This is a genomic window from Pedobacter soli (genome assembly GCF_900101435.1).
Classification (GTDB): Bacteria; Bacteroidota; Bacteroidia; order Sphingobacteriales; family Sphingobacteriaceae; genus Pedobacter; species Pedobacter soli.
In genome coordinates this window covers 621,204-638,006 of record NZ_FMZH01000002.1, presented here as the reverse complement: position 1 = coordinate 638,006, position 16,803 = coordinate 621,204, and the positions used below count along the sequence as shown (strand labels likewise).

Annotated in this window: 20 protein-coding genes; 13 read left to right on the top strand and 7 right to left on the bottom strand. The window is 38.9% G+C overall.

Annotation, left to right across the window (positions count from 1 at the left end; genetic code table 11):
• The first annotated feature begins 20 nt into the window (after positions 1 to 20).
• The 12 genes from BLR37_RS06640 (at position 21) to BLR37_RS06585 (ending at position 9,853) form a co-directional block, all read left to right on the top strand.
• On the top strand, positions 21 to 899 hold the full coding sequence (locus tag BLR37_RS06640) for a cell division protein FtsX (RefSeq protein WP_039478963.1): 879 nt from the start codon (positions 21 to 23) through the stop codon (positions 897 to 899).
• The gene (locus tag BLR37_RS06635; RefSeq protein ID WP_090766127.1) at positions 899 to 1,126 is read left to right on the top strand and encodes a DUF3098 domain-containing protein; all 228 of its coding nucleotides are present in this window, start codon (positions 899 to 901) and stop codon (positions 1,124 to 1,126) included. The genes BLR37_RS06640 and BLR37_RS06635 overlap by 1 nt, the downstream gene beginning before the upstream one ends.
• Positions 1,127 to 1,165: 39 nt before the next feature.
• Entirely contained in the window at positions 1,166 to 1,369 is a 204-nt protein-coding gene (gene vapB, locus BLR37_RS06630) for a type II toxin-antitoxin system VapB family antitoxin (RefSeq protein WP_090766124.1), read from the top strand.
• Positions 1,369 to 1,755, top strand: coding sequence for a type II toxin-antitoxin system VapC family toxin (locus BLR37_RS06625; RefSeq protein ID WP_090766121.1), 387 nt, complete (start codon positions 1,369 to 1,371; stop codon positions 1,753 to 1,755). Before vapB ends, BLR37_RS06625 begins: the two co-directional genes overlap by 1 nt.
• A gap of 12 nt (positions 1,756 to 1,767) precedes the next feature.
• Positions 1,768 to 2,562 (top strand): undecaprenyl-diphosphate phosphatase, encoded by a 795-nt coding sequence (locus BLR37_RS06620; RefSeq protein ID WP_090766117.1) that lies wholly within the window; start codon positions 1,768 to 1,770, stop codon positions 2,560 to 2,562.
• A 123-nt stretch (positions 2,563 to 2,685) separates the two neighbouring features.
• Positions 2,686 to 3,417: a tRNA pseudouridine(55) synthase TruB gene (truB, locus tag BLR37_RS06615; RefSeq protein WP_090766114.1), complete on the top strand. Its 732-nt coding sequence runs from the start codon at positions 2,686 to 2,688 to the stop codon at positions 3,415 to 3,417.
• The gene (locus tag BLR37_RS06610; protein ID WP_039478885.1) at positions 3,414 to 4,274 is read left to right on the top strand and encodes a YitT family protein; all 861 of its coding nucleotides are present in this window, start codon (positions 3,414 to 3,416) and stop codon (positions 4,272 to 4,274) included. Before truB ends, BLR37_RS06610 begins: the two co-directional genes overlap by 4 nt.
• A 118-nt stretch (positions 4,275 to 4,392) precedes the next feature.
• Entirely contained in the window at positions 4,393 to 5,385 is a 993-nt protein-coding gene (locus BLR37_RS06605) for a bifunctional riboflavin kinase/FAD synthetase (RefSeq protein ID WP_090766576.1), read from the top strand.
• Positions 5,386 to 5,443: 58 nt separating this feature from the next.
• Positions 5,444 to 5,797 (top strand): hypothetical protein, encoded by a 354-nt coding sequence (locus BLR37_RS06600; protein WP_090766111.1) that lies wholly within the window; start codon positions 5,444 to 5,446, stop codon positions 5,795 to 5,797.
• Positions 5,798 to 5,895: 98 nt separating this feature from the next.
• On the top strand, positions 5,896 to 8,109 hold the full coding sequence (locus tag BLR37_RS06595) for a cation:proton antiporter domain-containing protein (RefSeq protein ID WP_090766108.1): 2,214 nt from the start codon (positions 5,896 to 5,898) through the stop codon (positions 8,107 to 8,109).
• Between the two features lie 107 nt (positions 8,110 to 8,216).
• Positions 8,217 to 9,251 (top strand): DUF2157 domain-containing protein, encoded by a 1,035-nt coding sequence (locus BLR37_RS06590; RefSeq protein WP_090766105.1) that lies wholly within the window; start codon positions 8,217 to 8,219, stop codon positions 9,249 to 9,251.
• Positions 9,252 to 9,430: 179 nt separating this feature from the next.
• Positions 9,431 to 9,853 carry a secondary thiamine-phosphate synthase enzyme YjbQ gene (locus tag BLR37_RS06585; RefSeq protein WP_090766102.1) on the top strand — a complete coding sequence of 141 codons (423 nt, stop codon included), beginning with the start codon at positions 9,431 to 9,433 and terminating at the stop codon, positions 9,851 to 9,853.
• A gap of 7 nt (positions 9,854 to 9,860) precedes the next feature.
• Here the strand turns inward: BLR37_RS06585 and BLR37_RS06580 are convergent, their stop codons facing one another.
• From BLR37_RS06580 to BLR37_RS06560, 5 genes are all read right to left on the bottom strand, one after another.
• The gene (locus BLR37_RS06580) at positions 9,861 to 10,829 is read right to left on the bottom strand and encodes a YihY/virulence factor BrkB family protein (protein WP_090766099.1); all 969 of its coding nucleotides are present in this window, start codon (positions 10,827 to 10,829) and stop codon (positions 9,861 to 9,863) included.
• 131 nt (positions 10,830 to 10,960) lie between these two features.
• Positions 10,961 to 12,280: an alpha/beta hydrolase gene (locus tag BLR37_RS06575; RefSeq protein WP_090766096.1), complete on the bottom strand. Its 1,320-nt coding sequence runs from the start codon at positions 12,278 to 12,280 to the stop codon at positions 10,961 to 10,963.
• A 79-nt stretch (positions 12,281 to 12,359) separates the two neighbouring features.
• Entirely contained in the window at positions 12,360 to 12,737 is a 378-nt protein-coding gene (locus BLR37_RS06570; protein ID WP_090766091.1) for a DoxX family protein, read from the bottom strand.
• A 4-nt stretch (positions 12,738 to 12,741) separates the two neighbouring features.
• Positions 12,742 to 13,152 (bottom strand): VOC family protein, encoded by a 411-nt coding sequence (locus BLR37_RS06565; protein WP_090766088.1) that lies wholly within the window; start codon positions 13,150 to 13,152, stop codon positions 12,742 to 12,744.
• 6 nt (positions 13,153 to 13,158) lie between these two features.
• Positions 13,159 to 13,560 carry a transcriptional regulator gene (locus BLR37_RS06560; RefSeq protein ID WP_090766085.1) on the bottom strand — a complete coding sequence of 134 codons (402 nt, stop codon included), beginning with the start codon at positions 13,558 to 13,560 and terminating at the stop codon, positions 13,159 to 13,161.
• Between the two features lie 171 nt (positions 13,561 to 13,731).
• Here BLR37_RS06560 and BLR37_RS06555 point away from each other — a divergent pair, with 171 nt between their 5' ends.
• Positions 13,732 to 14,721 (top strand): GlxA family transcriptional regulator, encoded by a 990-nt coding sequence (locus BLR37_RS06555; RefSeq protein WP_090766082.1) that lies wholly within the window; start codon positions 13,732 to 13,734, stop codon positions 14,719 to 14,721.
• Between the two features lie 325 nt (positions 14,722 to 15,046).
• Here BLR37_RS06555 and BLR37_RS06550 read toward each other — a convergent pair whose 3' ends face one another.
• Together BLR37_RS06550 and rpiA are read right to left on the bottom strand one after the other, a co-directional pair.
• Positions 15,047 to 15,436 (bottom strand): LiaF transmembrane domain-containing protein, encoded by a 390-nt coding sequence (locus BLR37_RS06550; protein ID WP_090766080.1) that lies wholly within the window; start codon positions 15,434 to 15,436, stop codon positions 15,047 to 15,049.
• Positions 15,437 to 15,858: 422 nt separating this feature from the next.
• The gene (gene rpiA, locus BLR37_RS06545) at positions 15,859 to 16,548 is read right to left on the bottom strand and encodes a ribose-5-phosphate isomerase RpiA (RefSeq protein WP_090766077.1); all 690 of its coding nucleotides are present in this window, start codon (positions 16,546 to 16,548) and stop codon (positions 15,859 to 15,861) included.
• Positions 16,549 to 16,803 lie beyond the last annotated feature (255 nt).

The following is a 16,803-nucleotide window of genomic DNA, read 5'->3' as shown; positions in this document are numbered from 1 at the left end:
CAGAAACAAAAATGAAATACATGGAAGAATTCGAAGTAAGTGATGCATCTAAGAAAACCAAAACCGTATATATCTCTACTATCATCAGTATTGCTTTGGTTTTATTAATGCTGGGGCTGCTTGGGTTGGTACTTGTACACGCCAAAAACCTGTCTAACTACGTTAAAGAGAACATTGTTTTAAATATTATTGTGGATGAAGGCGCTAAAGAAGCTGATGTACTGGCCTTTCAGAAAGAGTTAAACACTAACCCGGCTGTTAAGCAAACACAATATGTAAATAAAGAGCTTGCAGCGAGAAATTTAACACAGGATTTAGGTGAAGATTTTGTTAACTTTTTAGGTTACAACCCCTTAACCTCTACTTTCGATGTGTATTTAAAAGCAGAATATGCGAACAACAAAAGCATCGATGCTTTAAAAGCCAGTATTTCGAAAAATCCGGTGGTTAAAGAAGTGGTTTATCAGAGTTCGTTAATTGATATGGTAAATAAAAATATCAGTACCATTGGCTTAATAATTTTAGCATTTGCCATCTTATTGCTAATTATATCTATAGCACTGATAAACAACACTATACGATTAGCCATTTACTCGCAACGCTTTTTAATTAAAAGTATGCAGCTGGTTGGTGCAACGAAAAATTTTATCCGACGTCCTTTCTTACTGTATGCTGCCCTGCACGGTTTAATTGCGGCCTTTATTGCCATTATTATCCTGCTGGCCACTTTAATATATGCCCGTAAGGAAGTACCTGAAATTATAATTTTAAATAATTATACCGAATTTGGCTTCGTATTTATAGGCCTGTTAATTGTGGGCATTTTTATAACCGGTATTAGTACCTGGTTTGCAGTAAGCAGATATTTACGTTTAAAATCTTATCATCTTTATAGATAATGGCAGAAAAAAAAACAAGTCCGGTTGTTAAGGACGTTAAAAGCGAATTGGTTTTTACCAAAAAAAACTATCAGTTATTGTTAATCAGCATTGCTATTGTAGTGGTTGGTTTCATTTTAATGATGGGTACCACCGGCGATATCTACGATTTCAGAAGAACCCTCCTTGCACCTGTTGTTGTGCTTTTTGGTTTCGCTTTCGGGATTTACGCCATTTTAAAAAAATAATTGCTTCGGCAATTACCCTGTTTTTGTTAACTTTAAAGTATGACTACAACAAATCTGCAACTCGAAATTAATTCACTTCCCCTAAATCTTAGGCAGGAAGTTGCAGATTTTGTGGCCTTCTTAAAAACAAAACACCAAAACACCCCGAAATTAAAATCACGCGAGTTTGGTTTTGCAAAAGGCAAGATCAAATTATCTGACGATTTTGATGAGCCCCTCGAAATGTTTTCAGCATATAGGTAATGGCTTATTTATTAGATACCCATACTTTTTTATGGTTTGTTGCCGGAGATAATCAATTACCGGCCTCGATTAAAAAGAAGTTATCGGATATTAATGAATCTTGCTTTTTAAGTATTGCTTCCCTATGGGAAATTGCCATAAAAAAACAAATCGGAAAGCTTGATTTAAAAATAGGCTTTGAGGAACTTTTTCGCTTTGCAGAACGCAATCAGATTGAAATCATTTCTATTAATGAAACTCATCTTACTACGTTACTAAGCCTCGACTTACAAAACAATGATCCTTTTGACCGGATTATAGTATCACAGGCCCTCTCAGAAAATTTAATATTAATTTCCCGGGATAAAAAATTAAAAAACTATAAAATAAAATTACTGTGGGAATAGCCCATTAAGCATATGAACTCTTTTCAAGCCATTGTCCTTGCCATTATTGAAGGAATAACTGAATTCTTACCTGTTTCAAGTACCGGACACATGATTGTTGCCTCATCTTTTATGGGCATTGCATCAGATCCATTTGTAAAATTATTTACGATTGCCATACAGCTGGGGGCTATCCTTTCGGTTTTGGTATTGTATTTTAAAAGATTCTTTAAATCAATCAATTTTTACATCAAATTATTCGTTGCTTTTATCCCGGCTGCTGTTTTTGGATTATTATTGAGCAAAAAGATCGATGAACTTTTAGAAAGCCCGATGGCAGTTGGCATTTCTTTGCTGGTAGGTGGTATAATTTTGTTATTTGTTGATAAATGGTTTAACAAAGCTACAGTTGACCAGGAAGAAAATGTAAGTTATTTGACGGCTTTAAAAATTGGTTTTTTCCAATGTATTGCCATGATTCCTGGCGTTTCGCGCTCGGGAGCCACTATTGTTGGTGGTATGAGCCAGAAATTAAGCAGAAAAGTTGCCGCCGAATTTTCATTCTTTTTAGCCGTTCCAACCATGTTTGCCGCTACAGCTAAAAAACTTTATGATTTTTATAAAGAAGGTCACACCATTACGCACGAACAAACCAACCTCTTAATTATTGGTAATGTTGTTGCCTTTATTGTAGCCCTTTTAGCCATTAAAAGCTTTATTGGTTATTTAAACAAAAATGGCTTTAAAGTTTTCGGTTGGTACCGGATTGCTGCCGGCTTAGTTATTATCATCTTATTACTGAGTGGCCATAACTTACAAATTATATAATCGCCATAAATATCTTAACCACAGACAAAAAAGATAAATACAGGCAATAAGCATCTGTGTTTATCTGTGCGCATCTGTGGTAAAAAACAATATTGAATCCTTATCTTTGCGCAAAAAAGATTTGTGAGTACCGAAAATCCTAAATTTAAAGATTTCAATTTTGCCGAAGGCGAATTGCTGTTGATTAATAAACCATACAAATGGACCTCATTTGATGTGGTTGGTAAAATCCGTAATTCTTTAAAACCGCTCAAGCTAAAAGTTGGCCATGCAGGCACTTTAGATCCCCTGGCAACAGGTTTGCTCATTATCTGCACCGGTAAGTTAACCAAGCAGATTGACACCTTCCAGGCCGAAGAAAAAGAATATACAGGCACCATGATACTGGGCGCCACTACTCCATCTTTCGATATGGAAACGGAGGTTGACGAAACTTTTGATGTTAGCCAGATCAGCAACGAAGAAATTTATGCTGCTTGCAAACCCTTTATTGGGGATATTGAACAATACCCGCCAGCGCACTCTGCAGTAAAGGTAAATGGCGAACGTTTATACGTTAAAGCCAGACTGGGTGAAGAAGTAGAACTGCGTAAACGCTTTGTTAGCGTTCCAGCGTTTGAGATTACGCGCATTGAACTCCCCGAAGTTGATTTTAGGGTGGTATGCAGCAAAGGAACCTATATCCGTTCGTTAATATCCGATTTTGGTAAGCAACTTAACAACGGCGCCTATCTTTCTAAACTTACCCGTACCCGCAGCGGAAACTTTTTGCTTAAAGATGCGTTTGAGGTATTAGAACTTGTTAATTATATTCGTAACAAGAAAGAAGAAGCTAAAACCCAGGCGGAGGTATGAACCACATTAAAAACAGGAACACCAGATTTGTAAAAGAAATCTTTTTAATCATTGCAGGTGTAACTTCGGCATGTTTTGGCCTCAAAAGCTTTTTAATGCCCAGCCATTTTATTGATGGTGGTGTAACCGGTATTTCACTTTTATTAAGCACCTTAACCGGTTGGAATTTATCGTACCTTATTGCACTGATCAACGTCCCGTTTGTAATACTCGGCTACCGGCAAATTGGTAAAGGTTTTGCCCTAAAAACTGCAATTGCCATTGGCGCACTTTCGCTGGCCTTAATTTTTTTACCCTTCCAACCCATTACCCACGATAAATTGCTAATAGCTTTTTTCGGCGGACTATTCCTGGGCGGAGGCATTGGTTTGGCCATGCGTGGCGGCTGTGTAATTGATGGTACTGAAGTGCTAGCTCTTTATATCAGTAAGAATAGTATTTTAACTGTAGGCAATATCATTCTCATTTTAAACATCATCATTTTTGCCTTTGCAGCCTACTTTTTAAACATCGAGACCGCGCTTTATGCCATTTTAACCTACTTATCGGCATCGAGCACCATCGATTTTATTGTAAACGGCATTGAACAGTATACCGGCGTTACCATCATCTCCGAACATCAGGAGAATATCAAAAACTTTATTATTAACGAGATGAAACGTGGGGTTACCATTTATAAAGGCGAAGGTGGTTATGGAGAAAAAAATGATATAGATATTATTTTTACCGTAGTAACCAAGCTAGAAATGAGCAAATTACAAACTGCCATCAGACAAATAGATGCCGATGCTTTTGTAATACAGCAACAGATTGCAGATTTAAAAGGAGGCGTTGTTAAACGACATGCCTTGCATTAGAACTTTACCACGGATTTGCACAGTTAAACACAGACACTTGAATATTTAAATCTGTGTTAATCCTTTTAATCTGCGGTTATTTATTTTGCCAACAGGCAATGATTTTAATTTAATTACATTGAAAATATACCATAACCTATCCGAATTTTCGAAATTAGATAATGCTATTGTAACCATCGGTACTTTTGATGGCGTACATTTTGGTCACCAGAAAATTATTAACCAACTGGTGCAAAAGGCAAAAGCCGATCAGGGAGAAAGTGTGATCCTCACTTTTTTTCCCCATCCCAGAATGATTATTGATCCTGAAAACCAGGATTTAAAAATGATCAATACCATCAACGAAAAAGCCGATATCCTTAAGAACCTGGGCGTCGATCATTTGATTATTACTCCGTTTACGCGCGATTTTTCTAATCAGTTGCCTGAAGATTATATTAAAAATACGTTGGTTGATAATATTGGCACCAAACACATTATCATAGGTTACGATCATCGGTTTGGTAAAGATCGCCAGGGCAATTTAAATGATTTAAAAGCTGCCGGCCTGCACTATGGCTTTACTGTTGAAGAGATAATGGAACAGGATATCCACGATGTAGCGGTAAGCTCGACCAAAATAAGGCAGGCGCTTTTGGCCGGCGATGTAAGTTTAGCCAGCGATTACCTGGGCTATCCCTTTTCTATTTTCGGCAGGGTAATTAAAGGCGATAAAATTGGTCGTACCATTGGTTTCCCTACAGCAAATATCTTTGTTGAAGAAACGTATAAACTTATTCCTGGCGATGGGATTTACGCAGTAACGGTTGAAATAAATTCGGCGCCGAGCGTTGAGAGCTTGGCGACTGATCAACTCCAAACTTCAAACCCCAAACTCCAAACTTACCAGGGAATGGCCTACATCGGGCAACGCCCTACCATCAACGGTATGACCAGGAATATTGAAGTTAACATCTTCGATTTTAACCAGGAAATTTACGGCCAGGATATTAAAATGAACTTCTTAAAATTCCTTCGCCACGATGTAAAATTTACTGGTTTAGAAGCTTTAACTGTTCAGTTACAAAAAGACAAAGAGGCTACTTTAGCTTTTTTCGAAACAACGGCTTAAAAGCACAAAATCACGTTTTTCCTTTCAAAAAAGCCTTATTTTCGTTATATTAGCGGCAATGAGGCTTTTTTACATCATTTTCTTCTGCGCTATTTCTATTCCTTTCGCGGTATGCGCATCGCAGAAAAAACAAGCTGATGCCTTACCCAAAAACCACAAAACAACTTTCGTAACCTGTAAAAAAAGTAAGCAACTCAAAAGCGATTTTCAACCCGATAACGATAGCCTGCAAAAAGATCTGGTTAATAATCCTGTGCTTAAAATATCCTCATCGGCTTTTTTACTACTTGGTTTTTTGGTATTTCTTTTCTTTAAACATAATGTTGCCGATACCAAAGCTGCAATTAAAAGATTAAATTATAATTATTGGTGCCTTTTTAAAATGCTGTACCCAAAACATGTTTTTTGGTAAGTAATTTCATTTTTTAACCACAGTGATGTGGCCTGATTAAAAATGCCGGGGACATGCCCCGAACATAAATTATTTAATATCATTACTCGTTTTTACAGATGCATTTACCAGATTTAATTGCCGATTTAGGGTTAATTCTTGCTGCCGCAGGAATAACCACACTTATATTTAAAAAAATTAAACAGCCCCTTGTTTTGGGCTACATACTAGCTGGCCTCCTGGTTGGCTCGCACCTTAACTTTTTCCCCTCTGTTACCGATACCAAGAGTATTAATATTTGGGGCGAAATTGGTGTAATTTTCCTGCTCTTCAGTTTAGGATTAGAATTCAGTTTTAAAAAATTAGTCAAAGTAGGCGGTTCTGCATCCATAACCGCTATTGTAAAGGTGCTATTCATCATTCTGGTTGGTTATTTTGTGGGTAAAGCGATGGGTTGGGCCGATATGGACAGCTTGTTCCTGGGTGGAATTTTATCCATTTCCTCAACCATGATTACCATCAAAGCCTTTGAGGAGCTTGGCTTAAAACATAAAAAATTTGCCGGATTGGTTTTTGGTGTCCTCATTGTAGAAGATTTGGTAGCTATTTTACTGTTAGTGTTATTTTCTACGCTCGCCGTAAGCCAACAATCGGCCGGAACCGAAATGCTTTACTCTATTCTAAAACTGGCCTTCTTTTTAGTTTTATGGTTTTTAGGCGGCATTTTCTTAGTCCCGTCATTTTTAAAAGCCACCAGGAAATTAATGAACGATGAAACCATGTTGGTAGTATCATTAGCATTGTGCCTGGTTATGGTTTTACTGGCCGACAAGGTAGGCTTTTCACCTGCGCTGGGCGCATTTATCATGGGCTCAATTCTGGCCGAAACTACGCAAGCCGAGCGAATCGAACACCTTACCAAATCGGTGAAAGATTTATTTGCCGCAGTATTTTTTGTTTCGGTAGGGATGCTGATCGATCCGGCTATGCTGGTTAAATACTGGGTACCTATTTTAATTGCGACACTGGTGATTATTATTGGAAAAATCATTTTCACCATTCTGGGAGCACTACTTTCTGGTCAGCCTTTAAAAACTTCGGTGCAATCGGGTATGAGTTTGGCGCAGATTGGTGAGTTTTCGTTCATCATTGCTTCATTGGGCTTAACCTTAAAAGTTACCAGCGATTTTCTTTACCCCATTGCCGTAGCCGCAGCAGCCATTACCACCTTTACCACGCCCTACCTGATTAAACTTTCAGAGCCTTTTTACGAGTTTTTAAAACGTGTTTTACCCAAAAAATGGCAGGATGGAATTGAGCGCTACAGTTCGAGTACAGAGGGCATTACAACCTTAAGCGACTGGAGAATTTTATTAAGATCGTACATTTTTAATACCATCATCCATTCGGTAATTATCATTGCCATTATTTTTCTGGCCTATCGTTATGTACAGCCTTTTATTGTACGCAACATTGCCAATAGCCTGACTTCAATTATTATCAGTGTAATTGTTTCCTTCATTCTGATGTCGCCATTTTTATGGGCATTATCTATTCGCAGGATTCAGAAAACAGCTTATTCACACCTTTGGCTGAATAAAAAATATACCCGCGGACCACTAATTGCCATTGAGGTTTTCAGGATTGCCCTGGGGATATTTTTTGTAGGTTTTTTAATGTACGAATTCTTCGACACCTGGATTGCAGCAGTTATTGCATTGGGTCTGATTATTTTCGGTATGGTTATTTTCTCCAGGAAACTACAATCGTTTTACGACAGGTTGGAAAGGCGTTTTATGTTAAATCTAAATGCCCGCGAGAACCAAAAACCTGCTATCCTGCCCTGGGATACACACTTAACTGAACTGACTGTCTCACCTGAGTCGGAAGTTGTAGGCAAAACACTTACCGATTTAATGATAAGGGAAAAATACGGGGTAAATATTGCATTGATTGAACGTGGGAGAAATAATATTCCAACGCCTGGCCGGGATGAAAGGCTTTACCCTAACGATAAATTGCTTTTGATTGGCGCCGACGACCAACTGGCTGCAGTAAAAACCATTTTAGAAGTTGATCCACCAGAAAATGCAGAGGAAAACAATTTCCCGAACAAGGAAATGACCTTGCAAAGAGTAGTGGTACATGCCGAATCGCCGGTATATGGCCTAAGTATCAGAAATGCCGGAATCCGCGAAAAAGCACAGGCCCTGATTGTGGGTATTGAACGTGGCGCTAACCGGATTTTAAATCCTTCATCTGATTTTGTTTTCGATACAGGAGACGTAATCTGGATTGTAGGAAACAATAAGAAGATTAAAGAGGTTATTTAAAGGTCGGAGGTCATTGGTCAGAAGTCGGAAGTCAGAGTGCCAAAAGCTGGAACTAAAAACTTCGGACTAATGAATTAAAAAACATATCTTCGTACAGAACCTAACCTATGAAAGTCGACAGAGAAAAGAGTGAATTTCTGGATGATATGATTGAGCAATGGCAAAGCGATGGCTTAATTAACGAAGAAACCGGCGATAAGCTCCGTAAAAGTTATGAGGCTAAAAACTTCGACTGGTTACGTCTGGCGCAATATGCATTCTGGGTAGCTTTGGCCTGCGGATTTATTGCCCTGGGCTCATTACTGATCGACAATTCGATTTTAAACTACTTGAAAAGGGTTTATAATACGCCCAATATTGTAATTGCAATAGTATCGGGTGGCTTAGCAGGCTGGCTCTATATTTTGGGATTCAGACGTAAAAAAAATCTGCCTCATCTGAAATTCAGCAACGAAGCCATTGTTTTCTCTGCCATTTTACTAACGGCAAATGCTATTGCCTATTTTGGCAAAGTACTGGATAATGGCTCTGGTAATTTTTCAATTCTCATCCTGATTTCGGTTTTCATTTACGGAACCCTTGGTTATATATTTAATTCAAGGCTAATCTGGATTTTTGCCCTGATTTCTTTAGGTGCCTGGTTTGGTACTGAAACGGGCTACCTCAGTCGCTGGAATTACTATTTCCTGGGTATGAATTATCCATTGCGTTTTGTTGTTTTCGGAGCAATTCTAACTGCAGCATCGTTCATTATGAAAGCCATCCCTAAAACTCAGCATTTTTTCCTTGCAACCTATATCGCAGGAATGGTGTATCTGTTTGTATCGCTATGGGCGCTGTCGGTATTTGGGAATTTCGCCAGTCTAGATGAGTGGTACAAAGTGAGGCAATTGAGTTTATTCTACTGGGCATTAATTTCTGCAGCAATTTGTGTAGCCAGTACGTTGTTTGGTTTAAAATACCGTGATGATATTGCCCGAGAGTTTGGCATCACTTTTTTGTTCATTAACCTTTATACACGCTACTTTGAGTACTTTTGGGATAGCTGGCATAAAGCTCTCTTTTTTTCCGTTCTGGCGGCCTCTTTCTGGCTTATCGGACGAAAAGCCGAAAAGATATGGAATGTGGAGTTTTTGAAATAGATCTCTCCATTCCACTGCGTTTCAGTCGAGATGACGACCATTTTATTAAGTTATAATCCTGAGCGAAGTCGAGGGATCGCAACTGCCGGCTAAATTAAAACAGTCAGACGCTGTCTGACGAATTTGAAAATATCCATATTTTCTAAGGTGTTTAGAAAGTCTAAAATCAATTAGAATTAATGAAAATATACCAGCAAGCCCTAACACTCAGAGAAAGAAGAAGAGGCTTTCACATCATTACAAACGAGATTGAATATGCCCTACCCCAGATTGCCGAAATTTCGGTTGGAATGTGCCAGGTTTTTATTCAACATACTTCAGCATCGTTAACCATCAACGAAAATGCCGATCCAACCGTCAGGGCCGATTTCGAACTGTTTTTCAATAAAACAGTAAAGGAAAATGATCCGGATTATGAACACGACTATGAAGGATCGGATGATATGCCTGCACATTTAAAAGCAGCACTTTTAGGCAGTTCGGTAACGATCCCTATTCGTAATGGCCAGCTTGCACTGGGCACCTGGCAGGGCATTTACCTTTGCGAACACCGCAACTACGGCGGGCAAAGGAACCTGATTATTACCGCCTGGGGCGCTTAGCTACAGCTTAAGATTTCTTTACCTCTTCTTTTATTTCAGGGTGATTATCCTGAATGGAATTATTGCCGGTTTCTACTTCAATTTCCTTTGTGGTAACCGCATAATGTGAAGGGTAAATTTCTGAGCCAAAAGCCACTGCATAGGCTTTGGTAAACTCGGCACCAAAATACAGGATTATGGAAGAATAATACGTCCATAGAAGCACAACCACCAGCGAGCCTGTTGCACCATAAGTACCGCCCACATTGCTTTGCCCAATGTATAATGAAATGGCAAACTTGCCAACCATAAATAAAACGGCGGTAACAACTGCACCGGCGGTAACATCCTTCCATTTTATAATTGCATCGGGCAAAACCTTAAATATGACACCAAATATCAATGAAATAACGGCCAATGTAACCACCTGGTTTAAGATATAAAAAACCACTATCGATACATCTTCAAACCTGGCTTGTAATCCTTTGCTAAAAGCATCCAGTAAAGAAGTAATGGCTAAAGATACCAGCAATACAAAACCAAGGCTAATAATTACGGAAAACGATAAAAAACGATTCTGCAGCATTTTTACCCATCCCCTTTTAGGTTTGGGCTTCAGTCCCCAAATGGTATTAATCGAATCCTGAATATCGCCAAAAACCGTTGTAGCCCCGAGCAAGAGCGTAAATATACCAATGATTAAAGCTATCGTACTTTTTCCATCCAGGTAGGCATTTTTGATAAGTTGCTGTAAGGACGTTGCAGACTCACGACCTAAAAAGCTTTCCAACTGGGCATAAACCTGTCCTTCGGCAATTTCGCGACCTAAAAATATGCCGCAGAGCGAAATGATTACAACTAACAACGGTGCCATCGAAAATACAGTGTAGTAAGCCAAGGAGCCACTTAGCTTGGTAACCTTATGATCGGTGAAACCTGTAAATGATGCTTTTAAAATACACCAGATTGCTTTAAAAGTAATTTTATTCTTAGCCATAAGCAGTTTAAGGATGATATGTTAATATTTAAACCGCCGTTTTTTCGAATTGTTTGAGATTATGTTGATGGCTTAAACAACAAAGCCCCGGTTTAAAACCAGGGCTTTATACTCAATTCGCTTGATATAAACTATTTGGCTTTAATCCATTGGGCAATATCGTTCACCAAAGTTTCTGATACACTGACCGCCGCCTGATATTGTGCCATGGTGCCCTTTTCGGTTTGTGAACTTAACAAGTGATTTAAATCGGGATAGAATTTCAGCACAACATTTTTCTTTTTCCCTAATGCCGCATTCCATAGATCGAAATCTGTTTTACCAACCTGAAAATCATTTCCACCTTGTAAAACATAAATTTTAGGTTTGCTCAGGCTTTTTGCAACTGCTACCTGGTTGTACGAATTTAAATCGGCCCAATATTTTGCCGGCAAACCTAAAATTACAGAATCAGGTTTTATGGTTGTGCCCAATTGTGTAATCCTGCTTTTGTCAATCTCAACCATGGCATCGGCCAATTGCTTTTTAAAGGCAGCAGTGGTATCATTGGCCAGATTAAACATATAATTATTCTGATCAACAATAATATCGGTCAGCTTTCTGGCAGGTGCCGCTGCCAGAATAATTCCAGCTAAATCGGGTGTAAGTGTTGCCATTTTAGGCGCCAGCATACCGCCAAGGCTATGTCCAAATACATAAACACTTTTCGGATCAGCTCCAGCAACGGTTTTAGCCATTGCTATAGCTGCGCCAGCATCATCCAGCACTTCTTCTTTTACGGTATAAGGGCTTGCAAATTCATTTGGGTAAACCAAAGTCCGTTTTACATAACGAATGGAACCAATGCCTTTTGAAGCAAGGCCACCAGCCAAATCTTTAAACGGTTTATTAGCGCCAACAGTTTCATCCATATCGCCAGGTCCCGAACCATGCACAAAAACCACCATAGGAAAGTTTTTGGCATTTTTGGGTGTGGTTACAATTGCAGCCAGCTGCTTTCCGGCAGGACCAACATATACCGATTTTTCACTGTACAAGCTGGTATCTACATAACTTGGTTTTAGGTAACTGGCGACTTTTTTCGATGGTGCCAGAAATATTCCAACTATCTTTTGTTGTTTATTGAAGCCAAGAATAAAGTTCTGATCGCCATTGGCAAATTTACCTTCAACCGTAACTGAAAAAAATTCGCCCTGCGTTTTACTTTGAATGGCATCGAAAGATTCTGATTTACCAAATTTAGTCCCGATATCGCCCCAAAGTTTCTTTAAACTTTCTTCCGGCAGTTTAGTTTTTAGTGTATCATCAAAAAAGGCGTGTGCCTGGGTAAACTTTTCTTCCTGTAACAGTTTAAAAAAATCGTTGGCACTGTTAAATAACTGAATTACATTTTGAGAAAATGCAGTAGTGGTAAACAGTAAGGCAATTATGAATAGGATACTTTTCTTCATCTATGTTTGTTTAGTGCTTTACACCAAAGTTAATAATATTTGGTATGCAAAAGCCTGTAAACAAACGAGCCATTTAGTTTTAACTATTTTTAACATTTGCCTGTATCTTCTTCCATAAAATATAGGGGATAAACATGATAACCAATGCTACCAAAGGTGGGATTAAAAGCGCCACACCATCGCCAACGAAAGCGCGCGAGGCAAAAGCGCCAATAAAATTAATGGTAAACCCTGCAAATGCCCATTCTTTAATGGCTACAAACTTTTGTTGTAAAATAGCTAAAGCACCCAGTAGCTTTGCAATGCCAACTATAATGAGGAGATACATGGGGTACCCTAAATGTTTTAACACCTCTTTACCAGCTTCCTGCTGTGTTATCCCACCAAAGCCATCCATGAGCATCATCAGGGCAAAAATAATAGTGGCAATCCAGTACCACGTGCTTAACTTTTTCATTTTTCTATTGATTATCGTAATTAATTAGCCAGTTGTTTCCATAACGATCAGTCAAATCGCCAAAAATAGCCCCCCAAAATGTTTCCTGCAAAGGATGTACAGCCTTGCCACCCTGAGCCAGTTTATTGTAAAACTGATGGGCTTCTTCTTCCGAGTTGCAATTGAGCATCATCGAAATGGCATTTCCTTTAATTAAACCTACTTCTTCTACCATATCTGTAGCCATAATTACCAGGTTATCTTTAGCCAAAACTGCATGCAAAATGCTTTGCTCTAAATAATTGGGTAGTTTAGCAGCTATGGGCGATTCGCCAATGGTTTGCAGGGTTAGTTCGCCACCAAGGCAATCCTGATAAAAAATCATTGCTTCACGGCAATTGCCGTTAAACGTAAGGTAGGAGTTGATATGTGCCACGTGCTTCTATTTTAAGATGCCCACCATACAGCGTACATCGGTTTCATTTAAATATATTTCCAAACAACAACCATTGGGATCGATATTGGGCTCGTTCAACAGCTTTTCGAAAGTCTTTCCTATCTGAGATACATCCTGCATAAAATCAGGAATCAGCTCACTGATATAGTCCCCTTTCCTGATGGTAAAATGTTCTAGCTCTGAATTTTCTTCATCCAATTCTTCCACAGCTGCTTTATATACAATTCCGCGGTTTCCATCTGGCCGACTAATACCAAAGTACCTGCGCTTGTTATTGGGTGGAAACAGCACATGCAATTTTTGATGTGCAGCCAAAACACCATCCGGAAAAGAACCCGCGGTAATGCAAAGCACTTTAATATCTTCTTCTATTGTGTAAGTTTCCATAATTTAACAGTTAACAATACAAACATACGGGCAGAAACCGACAGCTTAAACCTGCATAAACGACAATTGCAGGGGTTGTTTACGACAATACACCTCGTTATATTTGTATTGATAACACCAGCTCCCAACCCGTTGGAGATTTACCTAACCAATAAAAATAAGCATAGACTAATGAAACATGTATCTATCCTAATTCCCGAAACTGCTGTAATCGAAGCCATTGCCGACCCTCGCTATCTGTTTACTGCCGTTAACGAATTTTTACAGGCATCGGGCAAGCTGCCATTGTTTAAAGTTGAACTTGTAGCCATGACCAAAGAAGTACGTTTAAATAACAGCCTTTTTTCGGTACATGCAGATAAGTTGTTGCACGAAGTTGAAAACACCGATCTTATTTTTGTGCCGGCCATTAGTGGGAATGTAGATTATGCCATGGATACAAACCGCGATTTGCTGCCCTGGATTACCAAACATCACGCTAAAGGTGCCGAAGTAGCTTCGTTATGTTTGGGAGCATTCTTGCTGGCTGCTACAGGTTTGTTAAACGGCCGAAAATGTTCTACCCATTGGTTGTTTGCCAACCAGTTTAAAGAAATGTTTCCGGATGTTGAGCTGGTAGATGGCAGCATTATTACCGATGCACAAGGGCTATATTCTAGTGGTGGGGCAAACTCTTACTGGAACCTGCTTTTGTACCTGGTAGAAAAATATACCGACCGCGATACCGCTATTTTGGCGGCGAAATATTTTGCTATTGATATTGACAGGGAAAGTCAGCTGGCTTTTATGATGTTTCAGGGGCAGAAAGGGCATGAGGATGCCAAGATTAAAAAAGCACAGGAATTTATTGACGGGAACTATCAGGATAAAATTACCGTCGATCAACTGGCGGATATGCTGGCTCTTGGCCGCAGGAGTTTTGAACGAAGGTTTAAAAGTGCAACCAAAAATACGGTAATTGAATATATCCAAAGGGTTAAAATTGAAGCAGCTAAACGGAGTTTCGAATCGAGCCGAAAAAATATCACTGAAGTGATGTTCGATGTGGGTTATACCGATACGAAATCATTCAGGGATGTTTTTAAAAAAATTACCGGCCTAACCCCAATTGAATACCGCAATAAATACCATAAAGCAGCACCGGTATTACAACAGGTTTAATTTGAAAAAACTGAATGCAAAACCATTAATTTTAAAAAAAGTTAAAAATAAATTAACCTGCACACAATATATTCTATTAATAGCGTTTATGTATGTGAGAGCGTTAATTTAGATGACGGGGATACTGCCTAAGGGTGGAATCCCCGTTTCTTTTTTGGCATAGAGCAGAGAGCAAAGTGCTTTCTACATGCCTTTTACTGCTGATGATTCTTTATCATTCAAAGCACCTCATACTCAGAGCCCCTTGCCCTCTGCTATTTCCACAAAAAAAGGGACACCTGTTCAAAAATGTCCCTTTCCAAAGTATATGATAGAGTTATAATTTTTATTCTGCTTTATTGCTAAAGTCAACTGGTTTCTTTTCGAAATACTGATCGAAGTTTTGAACCCTTTTAGGTTTTAAGATGACATATAAACCTAAACCAATCAATACCAAAGCTGTGCTGATTCTCGATAGATCGAAGTCGAAAACAGTTATAGATTTAAGGGTAAATAAACCACCAATGATGGTTAAGGCCAACCAGCCGCTACCGTTAAAATCTTTGCGATAACCTAACCATAAACCAACGCCCAACATAATCGTGTGCCATTTTAAGATCCAGTGTGGAATATCTATTCCCGAATTTCTAAGTAAGCAAACAGAACCGATTACTAAGATTAAAATGCCTAAACCAAATTGTTTATCAGCGTGATTTTTTTTGATGAAAGTTTCCATGACCTTTTGTTTTTATACTTCAAATGTAGCACGGATATGCACGCCGGAGAATAGCCTTTCCCTCAGTGATCAGGTTTTATCGGTGAGTGAAATAAAAGTGTCGGTAAAAATTTTCGGAGAATTTAAAATCCGGTGATTTTACCGGTGAATGGAGTATGATCAATTCTCAATTAGCAATTAGCAGTTAACAATTTTCAATGGATCAATAATGTATGAACTTCGGATAAGATTGCTTCACGCTCGCCCCCCTCCCTGTCCTTCGGTTCGCAATGACGATGAGGGATAATGATCAAGTACCAATAATCAATGACCAAAAACCAATAATCAATTTACAACTCGTGACCATGGAATAATAACGCACCAGGCTATGGACTATTGACTATTGACCAATAAACTAATGACTAATGAACTACTGAACCATCCTATTCAAATACGATAATCTCCATCCCCTCGCTCATTATTACTTTTGAGGTGATGTTGATAAACAAACCATGCGCCAGCACACCATTAATCTGGTTGAGACTGGAAGACAGTTTTGCAGGATCATCAATGAGGCCGAAATCAGCATCGATAATCAGGTTTCCGTTATCGGTAATAAAGGTTTTATTTTCTTTTACCCTGAGTTTACCTTGCCCACCTAATAGGGTAATCTGATCGAAAACATATTGGTAGGCCAATGGAATAACCTCAACAGGCACGGTAAAGGCGCCCAGCTTTTTTACCTTTTTCGAAGCATCGGTAATTACAATAGCGTTTTTACTTAAAGAAGCAATAATTTTCTCTCTGAAAAGTGCCCCACCTCCACCTTTAATCAAATCGAGCGATTCGGTAAATTCGTCTGCACCATCGATACTGATATCGATTTTGCTTAAGCTGCCCAGATCAAGAATTTCTATCCCTAAAGATTTGGCCAGTTTTTCTGTTGCAACAGAACTGGCAGCAGCAGTAATTTTTAAACCATCCTTTACCAGCTCCCCTAATGCTTTAATAGCAAAAGTGGTGGTAGATCCCGTTCCTAGGCCCACCACATCTCCATCTTTAACATATTTTACAGCAGCCAGGGCTGCAGCCTGCTTTTCGGCATCTTGCTGGTTTTGGTTGATCTTTTCCATACAGTAAAAATAGGAGTTAAATGTTACAGATTATGAAAACATTAAAATTCGTTTCTCTCCGTGTTAGGTTTGATATAAATTTTGGTTCGTGTTGACACAAACCAATGCAAAAAAATTATAGTCAACACAATAAATCCGATTTACAGCGTTTATGTATATGAGAGCGTTAATTTAGATGATGGGGATTCTGCAATTGCGGAATCTCCATTTCTTTTTTCTGTCATCCTGAGCGTAGTCGAAGGATCTCTTTTCAGC